This is a genomic window from Micavibrio aeruginosavorus ARL-13 (assembly GCF_000226315.1).
GTDB classification, from domain to species: Bacteria; Pseudomonadota; Alphaproteobacteria; order Micavibrionales; family Micavibrionaceae; genus Micavibrio; species Micavibrio aeruginosavorus_B.
This window is the reverse complement of the sequence record NC_016026.1, coordinates 1855138-1871418: the sequence shown is the minus strand read 5'-3', so window position 1 is coordinate 1871418 and position 16281 is coordinate 1855138. Positions and strand designations below refer to the sequence as shown.

At 55.9% G+C, this 16281-nt stretch carries 14 protein-coding genes; 6 read left to right on the top strand and 8 right to left on the bottom strand.

Features of this window, described 5'->3' with window-relative positions:
* Positions 1-67: 67 nt before the first annotated feature.
* On the top strand, positions 68-2140 hold the full coding sequence (gene ligA / locus MICA_RS08925; RefSeq protein ID WP_014103419.1) for an NAD-dependent DNA ligase LigA: 2073 nt from the start codon (positions 68-70) through the stop codon (positions 2138-2140).
* A gap of 3 nt (positions 2141-2143) precedes the next feature.
* Here ligA and MICA_RS08920 read toward each other — a convergent pair whose 3' ends face one another.
* The 8 genes from MICA_RS08920 to MICA_RS08885 form a co-directional block, all read right to left on the bottom strand.
* A complete protein-coding gene (locus MICA_RS08920) occupies positions 2144-2398 on the bottom strand; it encodes a hypothetical protein (protein WP_014103418.1) in 255 nt (84 codons plus the stop codon).
* Between the two features lie 30 nt (positions 2399-2428).
* A complete protein-coding gene (locus MICA_RS08915; protein ID WP_014103417.1) occupies positions 2429-3433 on the bottom strand; it encodes an alpha/beta fold hydrolase in 1005 nt (334 codons plus the stop codon).
* A gap of 101 nt (positions 3434-3534) precedes the next feature.
* The gene (locus MICA_RS08910) at positions 3535-4629 is read right to left on the bottom strand and encodes an alpha/beta fold hydrolase (protein ID WP_014103416.1); all 1095 of its coding nucleotides are present in this window, start codon (positions 4627-4629) and stop codon (positions 3535-3537) included.
* Positions 4630-4929: 300 nt separating this feature from the next.
* Positions 4930-5313: an EF-hand domain-containing protein gene (locus tag MICA_RS08905; RefSeq protein WP_014103415.1), complete on the bottom strand. Its 384-nt coding sequence runs from the start codon at positions 5311-5313 to the stop codon at positions 4930-4932.
* A 137-nt stretch (positions 5314-5450) separates the two neighbouring features.
* On the bottom strand, positions 5451-6848 hold the full coding sequence (locus tag MICA_RS08900; protein ID WP_014103414.1) for an NAD(P)(+) transhydrogenase (Re/Si-specific) subunit beta: 1398 nt from the start codon (positions 6846-6848) through the stop codon (positions 5451-5453).
* Between the two features lie 36 nt (positions 6849-6884).
* Positions 6885-7154, bottom strand: coding sequence for a hypothetical protein (locus MICA_RS08895; protein WP_014103413.1), 270 nt, complete (start codon positions 7152-7154; stop codon positions 6885-6887).
* A 3-nt stretch (positions 7155-7157) separates the two neighbouring features.
* The gene (locus MICA_RS08890; RefSeq protein WP_014103412.1) at positions 7158-7583 is read right to left on the bottom strand and encodes an NAD(P) transhydrogenase subunit alpha; all 426 of its coding nucleotides are present in this window, start codon (positions 7581-7583) and stop codon (positions 7158-7160) included.
* Positions 7580-8755 (bottom strand): Re/Si-specific NAD(P)(+) transhydrogenase subunit alpha, encoded by a 1176-nt coding sequence (locus MICA_RS08885; protein WP_407635806.1) that lies wholly within the window; start codon positions 8753-8755, stop codon positions 7580-7582. Before MICA_RS08885 ends, MICA_RS08890 begins: the two co-directional genes overlap by 4 nt.
* A gap of 378 nt (positions 8756-9133) precedes the next feature.
* On the opposite strand from MICA_RS08885, the gene MICA_RS08880 reads away from it, so the two are divergent.
* Genes MICA_RS08880 through MICA_RS11905 form a run of 5 tightly spaced genes read left to right on the top strand, consistent with a single transcriptional unit; the run spans position 9134 to position 16281 of the window.
* Positions 9134-10519, top strand: coding sequence for a TolC family protein (locus MICA_RS08880; protein ID WP_236619890.1), 1386 nt, complete (start codon positions 9134-9136; stop codon positions 10517-10519).
* A complete protein-coding gene (locus MICA_RS08875) occupies positions 10512-12707 on the top strand; it encodes a type I secretion system permease/ATPase (RefSeq protein ID WP_014103408.1) in 2196 nt (731 codons plus the stop codon). Before MICA_RS08880 ends, MICA_RS08875 begins: the two co-directional genes overlap by 8 nt.
* Positions 12704-14017 carry an HlyD family type I secretion periplasmic adaptor subunit gene (locus tag MICA_RS08870; RefSeq protein WP_014103407.1) on the top strand — a complete coding sequence of 438 codons (1314 nt, stop codon included), beginning with the start codon at positions 12704-12706 and terminating at the stop codon, positions 14015-14017. The genes MICA_RS08875 and MICA_RS08870 overlap by 4 nt, the downstream gene beginning before the upstream one ends.
* A gap of 6 nt (positions 14018-14023) precedes the next feature.
* Positions 14024-15292, top strand: a complete 1269-nt coding sequence (locus MICA_RS11910; RefSeq protein ID WP_049782129.1) for a CHASE2 domain-containing protein — start codon at positions 14024-14026, stop codon at positions 15290-15292.
* A gap of 41 nt (positions 15293-15333) precedes the next feature.
* Positions 15334-16281 (top strand): adenylate/guanylate cyclase domain-containing protein, encoded by a 948-nt coding sequence (locus MICA_RS11905; protein ID WP_148260458.1) that lies wholly within the window; start codon positions 15334-15336, stop codon positions 16279-16281.

The following is a 16281-nucleotide window of genomic DNA, read 5'->3' as shown; positions in this document are numbered from 1 at the left end:
AGGCCGGGGTCCATTCAATCTATCCTATGGATACCGGCCTTCGCCGGTATGACGAAGGGGGTGTATTGTGAATAACTCCCTTTTCAACACCCCACCCGAAATTATCGCAGAATATAAAAATCTGGTGAAAGAGCTGGAACGGCACGACATTGCCTATCACCAGAACGATGCGCCGGATATTTCCGATGCTGAATATGACCGGATGAAAAAACGGTTTTTTGATATTGCCGCGCAATATCCGGAAATCGCATCCAAAAAAGATTTAGACAAGGTCGGTGCCCCGGTCGCCGCCGGATTTAAAAAGATCCGCCACAGTGTTCCCATGTTATCGCTGGGCAATGCGTTCGAAGATCAGGATGTGACCGATTTTATCGATCGTGTGCGCCGTTTCCTGAATTTCAGCGACACAATCGCCGTGGTGGCGGAGCCGAAGATTGACGGGTTGTCCTGTTCCCTGCGCTATGAAAACGGTGTTCTGGTGCAGGCCGCAACACGTGGTGACGGGGCCGAGGGCGAGGATATTACCGCCAATGTCCGCACCATCCGCGATGTGCCGCAAACATTGAAGGGCACCGTGCCGGATGTGTTGGAAGTGCGCGGTGAAATCTATATGCGCCGTGATGAATTTATGGCGTTGAATGCGCGACAGGAAGAACAGGGGAAACCCGTCTTCGCCAACCCGCGCAACGCGGCGGCGGGCAGTGTGCGGCAGCTGGATTCATCCATTACCGCCGCGCGTCCGTTGCGATTTTTTGGCTATGCGCTGGGGGATATATCTGCGCCAATTGCCGATACACAATGGGGTATTCGCAAGGCATTGGTGGCAATGGGCTTTGCCGAGGCGGAACCGGCGCAATTGTGCGAAACCACGGAACAGATTCTTGAATATTATACCAAGGTCATGAATCTGCGCCCGGATCTGGATTACGATATTGACGGCGTGGTGTACAAGGTGGACCGCCTTGATTTGCAGTCCCGCCTCGGGTTCGTGTCGCGTGCGCCGCGTTGGGCCATCGCCCATAAATTCCCGGCGGAACAGGCCGTGACCATTGTGCATGGCATTGATATTCAGGTGGGCCGGACGGGGGCGTTGACGCCCGTGGCGCGGTTGGAACCTGTCACGGTCGGCGGTGTCGTCGTGTCCAACGCCACCCTGCACAACGAAGATGAAATCGCGCGCAAGGATGTGCGTATTGGCGACCATGTGGTGATTCAACGCGCAGGCGATGTAATCCCGCAGGTGGTCAGCGTGGTGATGGATAAGCGTGAAAAAAACGCGAAGCCATACGAATTCCCGCAAATCTGCCCGGCCTGTGGTTCCCCCGCCGTTCGTCCCGAAGGGGAAGTGGCGCGCCGTTGCACGGGCGGTATGATCTGTCCGGCGCAGGCGGTGGAACGATTGAAACATTTCGTATCCCGCGATGCGTTCGATATCGAAGGGCTGGGCGATAAAATCATTCGTGAATTCTGGGATGATGGTCTGGTTCGAGCGCCAGCGGATATTTTTACCCTGCAGGAACGCGATCGCGGCAGTCTGACGCCCATTCGCGCCCGCATGGGGTGGGGGGATCAATCGGCGAAGAAATTGTTCGATGCGATTGACGCACGCCGGACCATTCCGTTGGATCGTTTTATCTATGCCCTCGGTATCCGCCAAGTGGGGCAGGCCACAGCCAAACGTCTGGCCGCGCATTATGGCACGTTTGATGCGGTGTATGACGCGATGCGGGCAGCGTATGATCCGGAATCGGATGCAGTGGCCGATTTGTTGCGTGTGGAGGATGTCGGCCCCAGCGTGGCCGAGGATCTCATTCGTTTCTTCAACGACAAGAACAACCATGCCATCGTTGATGATCTTCTGGCCCAGTTGACCATCGAGCCCTATGTTGCGCCACAGGTGGGGGACAGCCCCGTGGCAGGGAAAACCGTGGTCTTTACCGGCACATTGGTCACCATGACACGGAACGAGGCCAAGGCCCGCGCGGAATCGCTGGGGGCCAAGGTTGCGGGGTCCGTATCGAAAAAAACGGATTACGTCGTTGCGGGTGAAGATGCCGGGTCGAAACTGGCCAAGGCCCGTGAATTGGGCGTGAATGTCCTGACCGAAGCCGAATGGGCGGAATTGATTGCGGGGCTGTAAACCTTAATGTCCTGCGACGCCCTTGCGGGCCTTCAGCGCATGCAGTTTGCGCATGGCTTCTTCAATCTCGGCCGGGTAATCACGGCGTTCAACGAATTCACCGCCGCCCGTGTTGCGGGTCATCGACATTTCCAACGCGCGGGTCAGCATATCGGCGACCTGTACATCTTCCTGCTCCAGCGCCAGTTCCAGCGCATACAGAATGCGATCGCTCAGGCGCACTTCGCGCTGGGCTTTTTTGTCGATCGGGGTGGTCATGGTTGACTCCATTTATTGTTCTTCTTGTTTTTAAAAGGGCGTGCGTTGTGTACGGATTTTGTTGTGCTGTAATAATTCGTCAAAACCGTTGAGGAAGGCATTCCGGATCGGGTCGCGTTCCATCAGGATTTCATGCAAAGATTCCTGCAGATCCATCACCTTTGCATGGGGCATGCGTGCGGCGGCCTTGTGTGTGGCGCGGTTGTCGACCAGTTTTTCATTTTGGGCGCAGGCCAGGAAACAGGGCGTATGAATATCTTCCAGGATGTTTTTCTGTTGCAGCAGGGCACAGGACCGGGCCGCTTCATACAACCAACGGAACGTGACGTTTCCAACCTGTAACGCGGGGTCAAACCGGCTCCATGCGTTGTGAATGGCGGCTCGGCCCGGGTGGGATGAAAAAATGTTGCGTTTCGGGTCATCGCGTTCGACCGGGGACCAGTCTTTACCGCCGAAAACATACTGTGTCCCGGCAATTTCATTAAACAATCCCGTCAGCAGCAGGTGCACGCGCTGTGGCATGATGTTCAGGGCCTGTATCCCCAGCATCGGGGCCGAAAACGCGGCACAGGCAAACATATCCTGATGATGTGACAGATAGCGCAGGCCGATATTCCCGCCCATAGAATGGGCGAGCATGACCAGCGGAATGCGGCCCACGTCCGGCTGAACCGCGGCGTGTTTCACGTACTCGTTCAGGAAGAAATGCAAATCGGCGACATCATCGTCAAAGCCGGTGGAGTAGCGACGGTGTTTATTGTTTAGATGGCGGTGGGATTTTCCCTGCCCCTGCCAATCCAGAACCCAGAAGGCCAGATTGCGGTCCAGCATGTCGTGGGCCAGTTCAAAATATTTCTCACCAAATTCGGATAAGCCAGGCAGGCAGACGACGACCGCATCCGGAATTTTGTCACGCGGGCTGACCGTGCCAAAGCGCAGGGTGCGGCCTTGCGGATTCGTAAAATTATGCCACCGCCACCCATCGGGTTGCAGGAAGCGGGGATTAAGATCGGGATGATCTGTTTTACGGTCCATGGTCTGATGCTAAGGCCCAAAATGTGACAACTCAGAAGGGTAAATCGGCCCTGTCCCTTATGCAAGGAGGAAGGCCCCGTCTCCCTGGTTTTTATGGTCTTTTATGCGGCGTTTGGCGCGGCTTGCGGGGCCCGTGTCACGATCTGGGCCGGATCTGGGGGCGGCGCGGGCGTTGGTGCGTTGCGGCGATTGTAAAAATCATGCACGGTCGCCTCCAGGAATCCATTCACGCTGGATGCCCAACGGGTATAATTCGGCTCATCCTGAAGCCACAGGCTGTGTCCCGCCGTGGGCAGGGTGATGTGCTTTGCGTTGGGCAGGGCTGCCGCCGCACGGGCATGTGCCCCATTATCAACCAGCGTTTCGTGCCCGGCGCTGCCGATCAGGACGGGAATGGTGACCTTGCGCAAATTTGTGGGGTCATTCAATTCCTTCACGGTGTCATAAACGGAATTGATCCATCCAAAACTGGGGCGTGCGATATTGTGTTCCGGGGCATTGGCCCGCACGGCGTTGCTCCACACTTCGCGCAAATTGTGCATGCCGACGGTGCGGCGCCCATCTTCCTCACGCCATTGCCCGACTTTGGCCAAAACGCCTTCCAATGCGGGGACGGGGCGATCTTGTAAACCGATATGGGATGCGGCGTTAAAAATCGCGTGTACCAGCGGGCGCGCCCATGGCCCGGCTCCCAGGCGGTGAATGTCAAACATCGGCGCGCTCATCACTGCGGCGTCAAAAACGCCGGGATGGCGTTGCAGATACAGCATGCCGGGGTGCCCGCCCATGGAATGGGTCGACATGATCAGGGGTGTATTTTTATCGTGCTGGACAACGTTACGAACAAATTGGTTCAGATCGCGCACGTGTTGATTCATGCCCTGTGCGTCGACCAGATGCGGTTTGTCGGGATTGTCGCGGTCGGATCCGCCAAAGCCCTGCCAATCCATGGCCCAGACATTGAACCCCTGCGCCTGATATTCCTTGATCGCTTCGTAATACAGATCAACAAACTCACCATAGCCATGTGTCAACACGACGGTACCGCGTGGCGATTCACCGGGGGCCGTATGGGCGGGGATTTGTGCATAACGAATGCGCTGATTGTCCGCGTTGACGAACATGGCTTCGTGCCAGCCCTCGGGCGGCATGCTTACGCGATTGAAACTGTCGGTCAGACTCCGGATTGCCGGCATATATTTCCCCCACGCAGAACCCGGTGACTCTGTCCGGGTTAATCCCTGTTTATGGCCTGTTTTTTTGTGATGCCCTTGTTTTAGCAGGGCGGGCCTTAAAACTTGGTTTCATTGTTATGAAAATAGGCGAAATTGTCAAGTTTTCGGGGTTTTGCGGTGCGAAGTCCGTATTAAAAAAACCCCCGGATCAGGGGGGACACTGATCCGGGGTTCGGGTTCACGGATTGTTTTGTGACAGGGCCACCAACGGGGGAGGAGGAACAGACCCAAAAACAAATCCGTGCGGGGAACGGTTTGTGCTTACTCGGCTTTCGGCGCTTCTTCTGCCGGGGCCGCTTCTTTCGCTGCTTTCTCTTTCATCTGCTCGCGCTTTTCGTGCATGCGCTCTTTCATCTTGGCTTTGCGCTGCTCGTGGGCTTTGCCAATCTCATCCTTGGTCAATTTGCCATCATTGTTGGCGTCCATGGTTTTGAATTGTTCAGCGTGCTTGGCCTGAAATTCTTCCAGCGACACATCGCCGGATTTATCGGTGTCCAGGGCTTCGATCATGCGTTCGCCAGCAGGCGGGCGTTTCATCGCATCATTGGCGGCGTTGTCCGCGACATTTTCGGCGCGCACAGACACAGGCACACTCAGTGCGCTGACCAGAACAGTACCCAGAACGTATAATTTGATATTTTTCATTGATCCCACTCCGATTGATGATCCGACGGTTAAAAACCTTATGCTCTCATTCTCGCGGCCGAAAGGGGCAAAAATGGGGCGCAAAATGTGATTTTTGCGCCCCATTTGGTGTATTTTTGTGGTTTTTCTATAAGGACTTAATCTTCCAGCCCCTTCACAATGCTTTCCGTCATGGCCTTGGCATCGCCCAGCAGCATCATGGTGTTGTCCTGATAGAACATCGGGTTGTCCACACCGGCGTAACCGGAACCGAGGGAGCGTTTGACGAACAGCACCGTTTTCGCCTTGGCCACGTCCAGAATGGGCATGCCGTAAATCGGTGATGTCGGGTCGGTTTTTGCGGCCGGGTTTGTAATGTCGTTGGCCCCGATGACGTAGACGACGTCGGTTTGCGCGAAATCGCGATTGATGTCTTCCAGCTCGAACACCTCGTCATACGGTACGTTGGCTTCGGCCAGCAACACGTTCATGTGGCCGGGCATGCGGCCCGCAACGGGGTGGATGGCGTATTTTACGCTGACGCCTTCTTTCTTCAGAATGTCGGCCATTTCGCGCAGCGCGTGCTGGGCCTGGGCCACGGCCATGCCGTATCCCGGAACCACGATCACGCTGGAGGCGTTTTTCATGATATAGGCCGCATCATCGGCGGATCCGATTTTGACCGGGCGATCACCCGCATCCGATGCCGGGCCGCCGGACGCCGATGCGTCATTGCCAAAGCCGCCCAGCAGAACGTTCAGGAAAGACCGGTTCATGCCCTTGCACATGATATAAGACAGGATCGCACCCGATGCCCCCACCAGCGCGCCGACGATGATCAGCAGGTTGTTATGCAGGGTAAAGCCAATGCCCGCCGCCGCCCAGCCGGAATAGGAGTTCAGCATCGACACGATCACCGGCATATCCGCGCCGCCGATCGGGACGATCATCAAAACGCCCAGCGCCAGGGCCAGCACAACGATGGCCATAAACCAGAGGCCGCTTTGCGTTGCGCACAGCATGATAATGAAGAACAGCAACAAACAGCCCAGCAAGGCGTTCAGTTTATGCTGACCGGGGAAGGTCAGCGGCTTGCCGGAAATCGTGCCCTGTAATTTGCCCCATGCGATAATGGACCCGGTAAAGGTTACCGCACCAATCGCCGTGCCCAGCGCCATTTCAATCAGGCTGTTCAGGCGGATCGCCCCGGATTGGCCGATATTATAAGCCTCCGGATTTGTAAACGCGGCAGAGGCCACGAATACAGCCGCCAGACCCACCAGCGAGTGGAACGCCGCCATCAATTGCGGCAACGCGGTCATCTGGATTTTTAGGGCGATGCCTGTGCCGATGGATCCGCCAATGGCGATCGCCGGGATAATCCAGAAGTAAGAGACCACGCCCGGCATCATCAATGTGGTTGCCACGGCCAGCGCCATGCCCACCATGCCGTAAACGACGCCGCGGCGTGCGCTTTCCGGGCTGGATAATCCGCGCAACGCCATGATGAAGCAGACGGACGCGATCAGGTAGAAGAGGGGGGCAAGCGAGGCCATTTTTATCTATTCCTAAAACAGGGTGTTTCGTGTGTATCAGCCGCGTTTGACGATAAAGCCCAGCGGGCGCAGTTCGAACAACAGGGCGCGGACATTCGCGGTCGGCACAGATCCATCCGCAATCGGGTCGTGGATGGACCAGCTATCCTTGTAAATGGTCGCGCCATGGCGGGCCAGAATACCGGAGATGGAGTTAAACGCATTGCTGAGGGAGCTTTTCTTCTCCCACAACGCATAGCCGTTGATGGGGCCGGTATATTCGATGGTGATGTCCATCGGTTTGGACGGGTGCGGTTTCATGTTCATTTTTTATGCTCCCTTTTTCTTGAACATATGCAACATGCGCCGCGTGATGATGAAACCGCCAAAGATGTTGACGGAGGCCAGCATCACGGCCAGAAAACCAAGGATTTTTGAAAACGAAAAATCGGACGGGCCCGCGGCGATCAACGCGCCGACGATGATCACCGATGAAATCGCATTGGTAATGCCCATCAATGGCGAGTGCAGCGCGGGTGTCACCTTCCACACCACGTAATATCCGACGAAGCAGGCGAGAACGAACACGGTCAGCCCGGTGACCAGAAACGCATCACCGCCATGGGCTGCGCCGCTGTCGGAAATACTTTGTCCGGCCTGCATGGCCAGTGTGGCGGCCTGATCGGCCAGTGCGCGGGCGGCGTTGGCCAGATCGACGGCACTGGTGCTGATGTCAGTTTGGGTTTCGCTGGTCATTGTGCGGCTGCCTTCTCTGTCGGTTGTTCTTTTGGTGCTGGTGCTGGTCCGCCAAATTGCGGGTGGATCAGTGCACCGTCACGGGTCAGGGCGACGCCCTTGATAATATCGTCATCCCACGGAATGTCCTTCGCGCCGTCTTTATTCAAGACAAGGCCGAGCAGGTTCAGCAGGTTTTTCGCATACAGGGCCGAAGCATTGGCGGACAGGCGGCTGGGCACGTTGCGGTGGCCAATAATTTTCACGCCATCAACGTCGACCACTTCGCCGACTTTCGACAGTTCGCAGTTTCCGCCTTGCTCCACGGCCAGATCAACAATCACCGATCCCGGTTTCATGGTTTTCACCATGGCGGCGGTGACCAGTGTTGGGGCTTTGCGGCCAGGGATCAGCGCGGTGGTAATCACAATGTCCTGCTTCGCGATTGTTTCGGCGATCAGGGCCGCTTGTTTCGCCTTGTACGCATCGGACATTTCTTTGGCGTATCCGCCGGCGGTTTCGGCGGCTTTGGATTCGTCATCTTCAACCATCACGAAGGATGCGCCGAGCGATTGCACCTGTTCCTTCGTCGCCGCACGCACGTCGGTGGCGGATACGATGGCGCCCAGACGTTTGGCGGTGGCAATCGCCTGCAACCCGGCAACGCCAACGCCCATAATAAAGACGCGGGCCGGGGGCACGGTGCCCGCAGCGGTCATCATCATGGGGAAGGCGCGGTTGAAATGTTCGGTAGCATCCAGAACGGCCTTATACCCCGCCAGGTTCGATTGGGACGACAAAACGTCCATCGCTTGCGCCCGGGTGATACGCGGGACCAGCTCCATCGAAAAGACATCGACGCCCTGTTTGGCCAGTGCGGCAATCAGGTTTGCATTCTGGTACGGGGCCATGATGCAGGCCAGCAACGCACCCTTTTTCATTTTTGCGGCCTCGTCGTCGGTCGGGGCCTGTACCTTCAGGACGATGTCGGCTTGGGAAAATCCATCAGCGGCGGTGTCGATAATGGTTGCGCCCGCATCCGTGTACAGCGCATCGGGGATGGATGATTCAACACCGGCCCCTTTTTCAACGCGGACCGCGCACCCTTGCGCGATTAGTTTTTTGACGGTCTCCGGCGTGGCGGCAACGCGGCGTTCGGCTTGGGCGGTTTCTTTGGGAATGAAGATGGTCAGACTCACGGTCGTAGAATCCCTTGATAATTCCGGCCATGGGGCCGGAGGTCTGCTTGAAAAGAATCGGTGTTCTGAAAAATCATTATGGTATTTTGTTTTTCGCCTGATTCTCTGCGCGTAATCGCGCGATAAAACCATGGCAGATATGGCGCTTTTTGTGAAGCCTGACCCCCGGGAATAGCGGTGTTCTTGCACGGGTATCCATGGCGCACCGCACGCGAGCGGTGCAATTGGTCTCCATCTTGGTCTGCGGCCTTGCCTGTTGTGTCGTTTTTGTTTAGATTCAAGGGGCTATTCTTTGTTCTTATAAAACGAACGCGCCCCTGTATGTCCATGTCATTGAAATTTTTTCCGGCTTTCTCTCCGCGGGCCTTCTTGTTGGCGCGTACGGCAACCTTTGCTGTTCTTGCGGGGGTATCGGTTTTTGGTCTTGCGACGGGCGCGCGGGCAGAAACATTGCAAGAGGCGATGGTGTCGGCCCTGAACGCGCACCCCACAGTGCAGGCAGCAATGAAAAGCCGGGATTACTACGCCGAAGAAAAACAGGAACAGCGCTCCGGTTACTTCCCCGAGCTGAACGCCAGTGGATCCATGGGCCGGATTTATGGTGACAACAGCACCAGCCGCGGTCTGACCGTCGAGCGGGGAGCGGGCTATTCCTGGCTGTATGAAGGCAGCGTCGCCGTGCGCCAGACAATCTGGGACGGGTTGGAAACGGTCAATCGCGTTGGGGCCGCCGATGCGCGTGTGCGGTCTGCTGGAAGCAATGTTGCCGATGTACGGGAAAATCTGGGCTTGCGTGTTGTGCTGGCCTATCTCGATGTGTTGCGGACCAAAGAAGCCGTAACCATGATCACCGATCATAACAAGCTGATTGCCGATTACCGCACCCGTATTGATTCCATGGTGGAGCAAGGGGCTGCCGATGAATCCATGGCGGTGCAGGCGCACGACATTCAAATTCAGCTGGACAGCACACAGGCCGATATCGAAGGTGAGTTCGCCAAGGCCGTTGCCGAATACCGCGAAGTCGTGGGGCAGGTGCCGACCGATCCGCTGGTCCGTCCGGATTTGCCATCTGGTGCGGTTTTGGCCAGCGTGGATGAGGCCGTTGCCATGGCGTTGCAGGAACATCCGGCCTTGCGCGTTGCCGATGAAACAAAGGAAGCGTTCGCGCGTGATGCGGATGCGGAAAAAGGGGCCCTGTACCCGGATTTCAGTGGTGAACTGTCCTATCTGAAAAAAGATCAAGCCGATATTATCGGCGGCGAAGTGGTTGATGCCAAAGCCGTCGTGCGGATGGATTGGACATTTTCGACGGGCGGGGCGGAATTGGCCCGCATTCGTAAAGCGACCAGTCGTTATGCCGAAAGCCAGGCGCGCCGCGATGAAATCAGCCGCAATATCGAGCGTCAGATCCGCACGTCTTATGCCGAGATGCAGGCCGCCAAGGACCGTCTGGACAATGGCCGCGATCGTGTCGGCGTGACCAAGGATTTATTGACCACCTACGAAAAGCAGTTCGAGGCGGCGAAGGTCACGTTGCTGAATCTGTTACAGGCGGAAAACAACAATTTCAATGCCCGTCTGGGTGTGGTGAATGCCGATTACCGCCATTTGGCTGCGCAATATGCCGTACTGGCCCATATGGGGTATCTGCAGGATGTGATGAGCATCGTATCCGCTCACGAAAACGCGCAGGACGAGGCGCGTGCAGAGGCTCAAATGGCAGATCAAGCGAAGTCGGGCGCGGCGCATGAATGACGCACCCGTGGATTCGTCGATACAGACTCCTGTAATTCCTGCGGCGCAATCGGTTGACCCGTTGCTGAATTGTCTGGTCTTCCTGACCGGGCATTTCGGTCATGCCCGTTCCGCTGAGGCCCTGCATGCCGGGATGCCCTATGATGAACGTGGCATGGGACCGAATTTATTTTGCGAAGCTGCGGGGCGTATTGGCCTGAAAACCAGCATCGTTAAACGCAAAACTGTGACGCATATTTCGTCCTATGCCTTGCCGGTTGTCCTGGTGATGCAGGGGGGCGGGGCGTGTGTTTTGCTGGCGCTGGAGAGTGATAAAAATACGGCGCGCGTCTTCCTGCCCGAAACCGGGGCGGAAAAAGATGTGGCGATTGATACGCTGGATAAAAATTACGGCGGGTATGCAATTTACATTCATCCGAATGCGGAATTTCATGACCCACAGGCCCCGCATTTACAGGATACCGACCGTCACTGGTTTTGGGGCCCGTTTTTGAATAACAGCGCAATTTACGGACAGGTCGGTTTGGCCGCCGTGATGATCAATATGTTCGCGCTGACCAGCCCGATTTTCATCATGACGGTGTATGACCGTGTTATTCCCAATGCGGCGGTGGAAACCGGATGGGTTTTGGGGATCGGGGCGCTGACCATTTTTGGCTTTGACTTTCTGATGCGGACCTTGCGCGGGTACTTCATTGATTTTGCCGGGCGTAAAATTGATGTGGTGGCGGCGCGGCGTATTTATGGGCAATTGCTGGATATGAAACTCTCGGCCCGTCCGCCGTCGGGTGGGGCGTTTGCCAACATGCTGCGTGAATTTGATTCTGTGCGTGAATTTATGACATCGGCAACGCTGACGACGCTGGTTGATTTGCCGTTTACCCTGCTGTTTTTGGCGGTCATCTGGGTTTTGGGTGGGCCGATTGCGTTGTTGCTGGGCTCCTTGATCGCTGTGGCTGCGGCTGTGGGCTGGATGGTGCAAATTCCGTTGCAGGCGGCAGTACGTAAAACCATGTACACGGCGGAAGCCAAGCACGGCCTTCTGGTTGAAACCATTCATGGGTTGGAAACCATCAAGGCCATTGGGGCCGATGGGCGCTTGCGCGCCCGTTATGGCGAAATGGCGGCCGATGCCGCGGCGCATGCGCAAACATCGCGTTTTTATTCCGCCATGGGCGTGAATATTGCCACCTTCCTGCAACAGGCGGCCAGTGTGGCGGCGGTGTTGCTGGGTATGTATCTGGTGCGCGACCAATCGATCACCATGGGCGCGTTGATAGCGTGCGTGTTGCTGAGCGGCCGGGCCATCGCCCCGATCGGGCAGATCGCCGGATTGATGTCACGGTATCACCAGACGATGCGAGCCCTGAAATCGCTGAACGAATTTATGGCCAACCCGGTGGAACGCCCGCCGCATAAAAATTTCCTGCACCGCCCGGTGCTGAACGGGAAAATCAAATTTGAAAATGTAACTTTTGCCTATCCGCATACGGACCGCGATATTTTGCGCGACGTCACCTTCACCATTGAACATGGGGAAAAGGTCGGCATCGTCGGGCGTGTTGGGTCGGGTAAAAGCACCGTAGCGCGGCTGATTACCGGCCTGTATGAGCCGAAGGCCGGCACATTGTTTGCCGATGATACCGATTACCGTCAGATTGATCCGGCGGATTTGCGCCGAAACATCGCCTATATCGCGCAGGATATCGTTCTGTTCCGTGGATCTGTGCGTGAAAACATCTCCATCGCTCGTCCGCAGGCGACCGAGGAAGAAATTCTGGCCGCGTCTATGGCCTCGGGCGTGCATGAATTCGTATCTCGCCATCCGATGGGCTATGACGCCCCGGTGGGTGAACAGGGTGCGGGCCTGTCCGGTGGTCAGCGTCAGGCGATTGCGCTGGCGCGTGCCATGCTGCTCAGCCCCGCCATCATGGTGTGTGATGAACCGACCAATGCCATGGATATGCAGGCCGAGGAAGCCTTCGTTCGCCATATTCGCGGGCAGTCCGAAGGCAAGACGTTAATTCTGATTACGCACCGCCAGCATTTGCTGACGCTGGTGGATCGTCTGATCGTGATGGATCAGGGGCGTGTTTTGATCGACGGACCGCGCGACAAAGTCATTCAGGCTTTGGCCCAAGGCGTTTCTGCGCCGAAGCCCGGCCCAAATAACGGAGGTGCCGCATGACCATCCGTGAAACCGATTATATGTCTGAATTGGAAGCCGCAACACGTATGCGCCCGGCGCGCGCGTCGGCCATTATGCTGTACAGCGTTTTGGGTTTGATTGTTCTGTTCTTCCTGTGGGCCGGATTTTCCAAGGTTGATATGCTGGTCCGTGGTCAGGGACAGGTGGTTCCGACCAGTGAAATACAGATTGTGCAAAGCCTGGAAGGCGGGATTTTGCAGGAGTTGATGGTCCGTGAAGGGGATCGTGTGGCCAAGGATCAGGTGCTGATGCGCCTGTCCGATGTGTTTTATTCATCAGAGCAAGGCGGCGCACAGGCGCAAAGCCTGACCCTGCGGGCCAAACGTGCACGGCTGGAGGCTGAATCGACTGGTGCGGCCCTGACCTTACCTGCGGATGTTGTGAAGGACGCGCCACAAATCGCGGCCAATGAAAAGGCGCTGTATGAATCACGTCAACGCGAATTGGCCAACGCGACATCCATTACAAAGGATAAAATTGACAAGGCCAATGCCGAGATTGCCGAAACCAAAGCGCAAATTAATCGTCTGGGGTCCAGCGCCGGGCTGTTGAATCAGGAACTGGCCATTACCCGCAAAATGGTTGAGCAAAAAGCGGTGCCGAAGCTGGAGCAAATTCGCCTGGAGCGCGAATTGAATGACATTCAAGGGCAATTAAATGCCAACCGTCAAAAAATGACCGGGTTAGAGGCGCAATTAAGCGCGGCAAAAAAAGAAGCCGAAGACCAGCAGGACCGTTTCCGTTCGCAGGCCCTGAGCGAGATGAACGCCGTTGAAACCGAAATTTCCCGGTTGCAGGAAAGCCTGAAGTCGATCGGTGACCGGGTGTCGCGCGCCGAAATTAAGTCCCCCGTTGATGGCGTGGTGAACAATATCGCCATTCAAACCATCGGCGGTGTGATCCAGCCAGCCCAGCAATTGGTGGAAATTGTCCCGGCGGAACCAGAATTGAAAATTACTGCCCGCGTGTCACCAAACGATATTGCATTCCTGGATGTTGGTCAGGACGTCAACGTTAAAATCAGTGCCTATAACGCGCAGCGTTATGGCAGTCTTCATGGCAAACTGGTTCGTATTGGCGCGAACAGCATTGCCGATGCAGAGGGCAATACATTCTTTGAAGTCGAAGTGCAAACCGATAAAAATTATCTGGGCACGGCGGAAAATCCGTTGCCGATTACGCCGGGTATGGTGGCGATGATTGAAGTGGTCACGGGTCGCCGTACCATTCTTGAGTATCTGGCCAAGCCTGTTTTAATGGCGAAGGATAAAGCCTTTACTGAGATTTGATCGCTGATGATGCGTCTTGCCATCAACCGCTGGTTCCATTTATGCCTGCTGCTGGTTTTGGTGGCGGTGGCCGTGGGTTTGAGCTTTTCCAATGCCCGCTGGCGGCAGGAAATCCGGCACTTTACCTTTGATTACTATAATATCCTGAAACCGCGTGATCCCGGCAATAATGTGGTGATTGTCGATATTGACGAGGCGTCGATGGCGCGGCCTGAATTGGGGCAGTGGCCATGGCCGCGCGACGTGTTGGCGCAGTTGGTTGAAAAGCTGAATGAACAGGGCGCACTGGTCATTGCGTTTGATACTGTTTTTCCTGAACATGACCGGGTTAGCCCACAACGTTTGCTCTCTTACATCCCGACGGAAGACGGGGCCGGTGATTTGCGTGCGGCGATTGAAAAACTCCCCGATAACGACACGGTTTTTGGAGAGGCCATCGCCAAGGCAGGTAATGTTATTACCGGTTTTTCCTTCGTCACCGAAGAAACCGGGAACCGCCCGATGCAAAAAGCATTTTTCAGCCAGAAAAATGCCGAACGTTACGTTCGCATCATGAACAATGCCACGGTTAACTTGCCTGTGATCAGCAAGGGAGCCTATGGCGAGGGCAGTTTCTTCGTGACTGCTGATACAGACGGTGTCATCCGTCGTGTACCGATGGTGGTGGCGATGCAGGATCAGGGAAAAGATGGAGGGAACATTTCCTTTTTCTACCCATCCTTGTCGTTGGAGGTTGTGCGATATCTTCTGGGTGAAAAAGCGCTGTCGATCGAATTGGCGGATGAACGTTTTGCCGAACTGGATTCCAGCCGTTTTGGGGTCGAAGGTTTACGCTTCCTGAAAAACAAATTGCTGATCCCAACGGACGCACAGGGCAACTTCCTCGCCTATTTCGCCAAATCGCGGGATGATTGGTATGTGTCGGCGGCCAGCATTCTGGACGGCACCGTTGATCCATCATTGATCCGCAGCAAGATCGTTTTGATTGGCACCAGTGCCATCGGGTTAAAGGATATCCGGGCCACGCCGCTGGATGTGTTTCGCCCGGGGGTTGAGGTTCACCTGAACATTATTGACCAGATCCTGCAGGAAAAATTTCTGCACCGCTCAATCGAGGTGGAGGGACTGGAGGCTGTGGCCATTCTGGTTGCGGGATTGTTGATTGTTGGTCTGGCGCCGTTTATTGGGGCGTTTGGTCAGGCGGCGATGGTCACCCTGTTGGTTGGGGCGGCGTGTATGGTGGGTGGTATGCCTTCCTTAATCATGGCCAGCTGATCGATGTCTTTTACCCGTCACTGGCCCTGGGTGTAATTTTTATGGCATCGGCCTTGCTGGCCTATATCCGGATGGAGGCTGACCGTCGTCAGATCCGTCAGGCCTTTGGTCTGTATATCTCGCCCGATTATATGAAAGAACTGACCAATGATCCGGACAAATTGCGTCTGGGTGGTGAGGTGCGCGAGCTGTCGATCATGTTTACCGATATTCGCGGTTTTACCAGCATATCGGAACGCCTGAGCCCGGAAGAGCTGATCCAGTTGATGAATGATTTCCTGACGCCGATGTCATCGCTGGTCATGGAAAATCGGGGCACGATCGACAAATATATGGGCGATGCCATGATGGCGTTCTGGAATGCGCCGCTGGATGATCCGGATCATGCGCGCCGCGCCTGCTTGACGGCGTTGCAGATGAATGACGCCTTGGCCCCGATCAATGCCGCTTTGGCGGACCGCGCCGCGCAGAACGGTCAAAAACCTCTGGTGTTGAGTGCGGGCATCGGTGTCAATACCGGCATGACCTCTGTCGGGAACATGGGATCGAAACAACGCTTTGCGTATTCCGCCCTGGGGGATTCGGTTAACCTGGCCTCCCGGCTGGAAGGACAAACCAAGACCTATGGCGTGCAAATCCTCGTGTCGGAACGCACAAAAAAGGCGGCGGGGCCCTTGGCTTTTGTTGAGCTGGATTTATTGCGCGTGAAAGGCAAGACAGAGCCCGTGCGCATCTTTACGCTGGTCGGTGATGAAGCCTATGCAAAAACACCCGACTTCATGACATGGATGACCGCGCACCAATCCATGCTTGATCTGTACCGGGCGGCGGATTTTGACGGTGCGGAACAGGCGCTAACCCAGGCTCGATCGGCCTCTCATGCGCGACTGGATGCATATTATGATATGTTCCTGGCCCGTATACGGACCTTAAAAAACAACCGCCCCGGCGATGGCTGGGACGGTGTTTTTGAAGCAACGTCGAAATAA

Bases quoted from the DNA above. Each gene is read 5' to 3' on its own strand.
- MICA_RS08900 (WP_014103414.1), bottom strand. From the start codon at position 6,848: ATGGCCTCGCTTGCCCCCCTCTTCTACCTGATCGCGTCCGTCTGCTTC.
- MICA_RS08915 (WP_014103417.1), bottom strand. From the start codon at position 3,433: ATGGACCGTAAAACAGATCATCCCGATCTTAATCCCCGCTTCCTGCAA.
- MICA_RS08920 (WP_014103418.1), bottom strand. From the start codon at position 2,398: ATGACCACCCCGATCGACAAAAAAGCCCAGCGCGAAGTGCGCCTGAGC.
- MICA_RS11910 (WP_049782129.1), top strand. From the start codon at position 14,024: ATGATGCGTCTTGCCATCAACCGCTGGTTCCATTTATGCCTGCTGCTG.
- MICA_RS08905 (WP_014103415.1), bottom strand. From the start codon at position 5,313: ATGAAAAATATCAAATTATACGTTCTGGGTACTGTTCTGGTCAGCGCA.
- MICA_RS08875 (WP_014103408.1), top strand. From the start codon at position 10,512: ATGAATGACGCACCCGTGGATTCGTCGATACAGACTCCTGTAATTCCT.
- MICA_RS08910 (WP_014103416.1), bottom strand. From the start codon at position 4,629: ATGCCGGCAATCCGGAGTCTGACCGACAGTTTCAATCGCGTAAGCATG.
- MICA_RS08890 (WP_014103412.1), bottom strand. From the start codon at position 7,583: ATGACCAGCGAAACCCAAACTGACATCAGCACCAGTGCCGTCGATCTG.
- MICA_RS08870 (WP_014103407.1), top strand. From the start codon at position 12,704: ATGACCATCCGTGAAACCGATTATATGTCTGAATTGGAAGCCGCAACA.
- MICA_RS08895 (WP_014103413.1), bottom strand. From the start codon at position 7,154: ATGAACATGAAACCGCACCCGTCCAAACCGATGGACATCACCATCGAA.
- MICA_RS11905 (WP_148260458.1), top strand. From the start codon at position 15,334: ATGGCATCGGCCTTGCTGGCCTATATCCGGATGGAGGCTGACCGTCGT.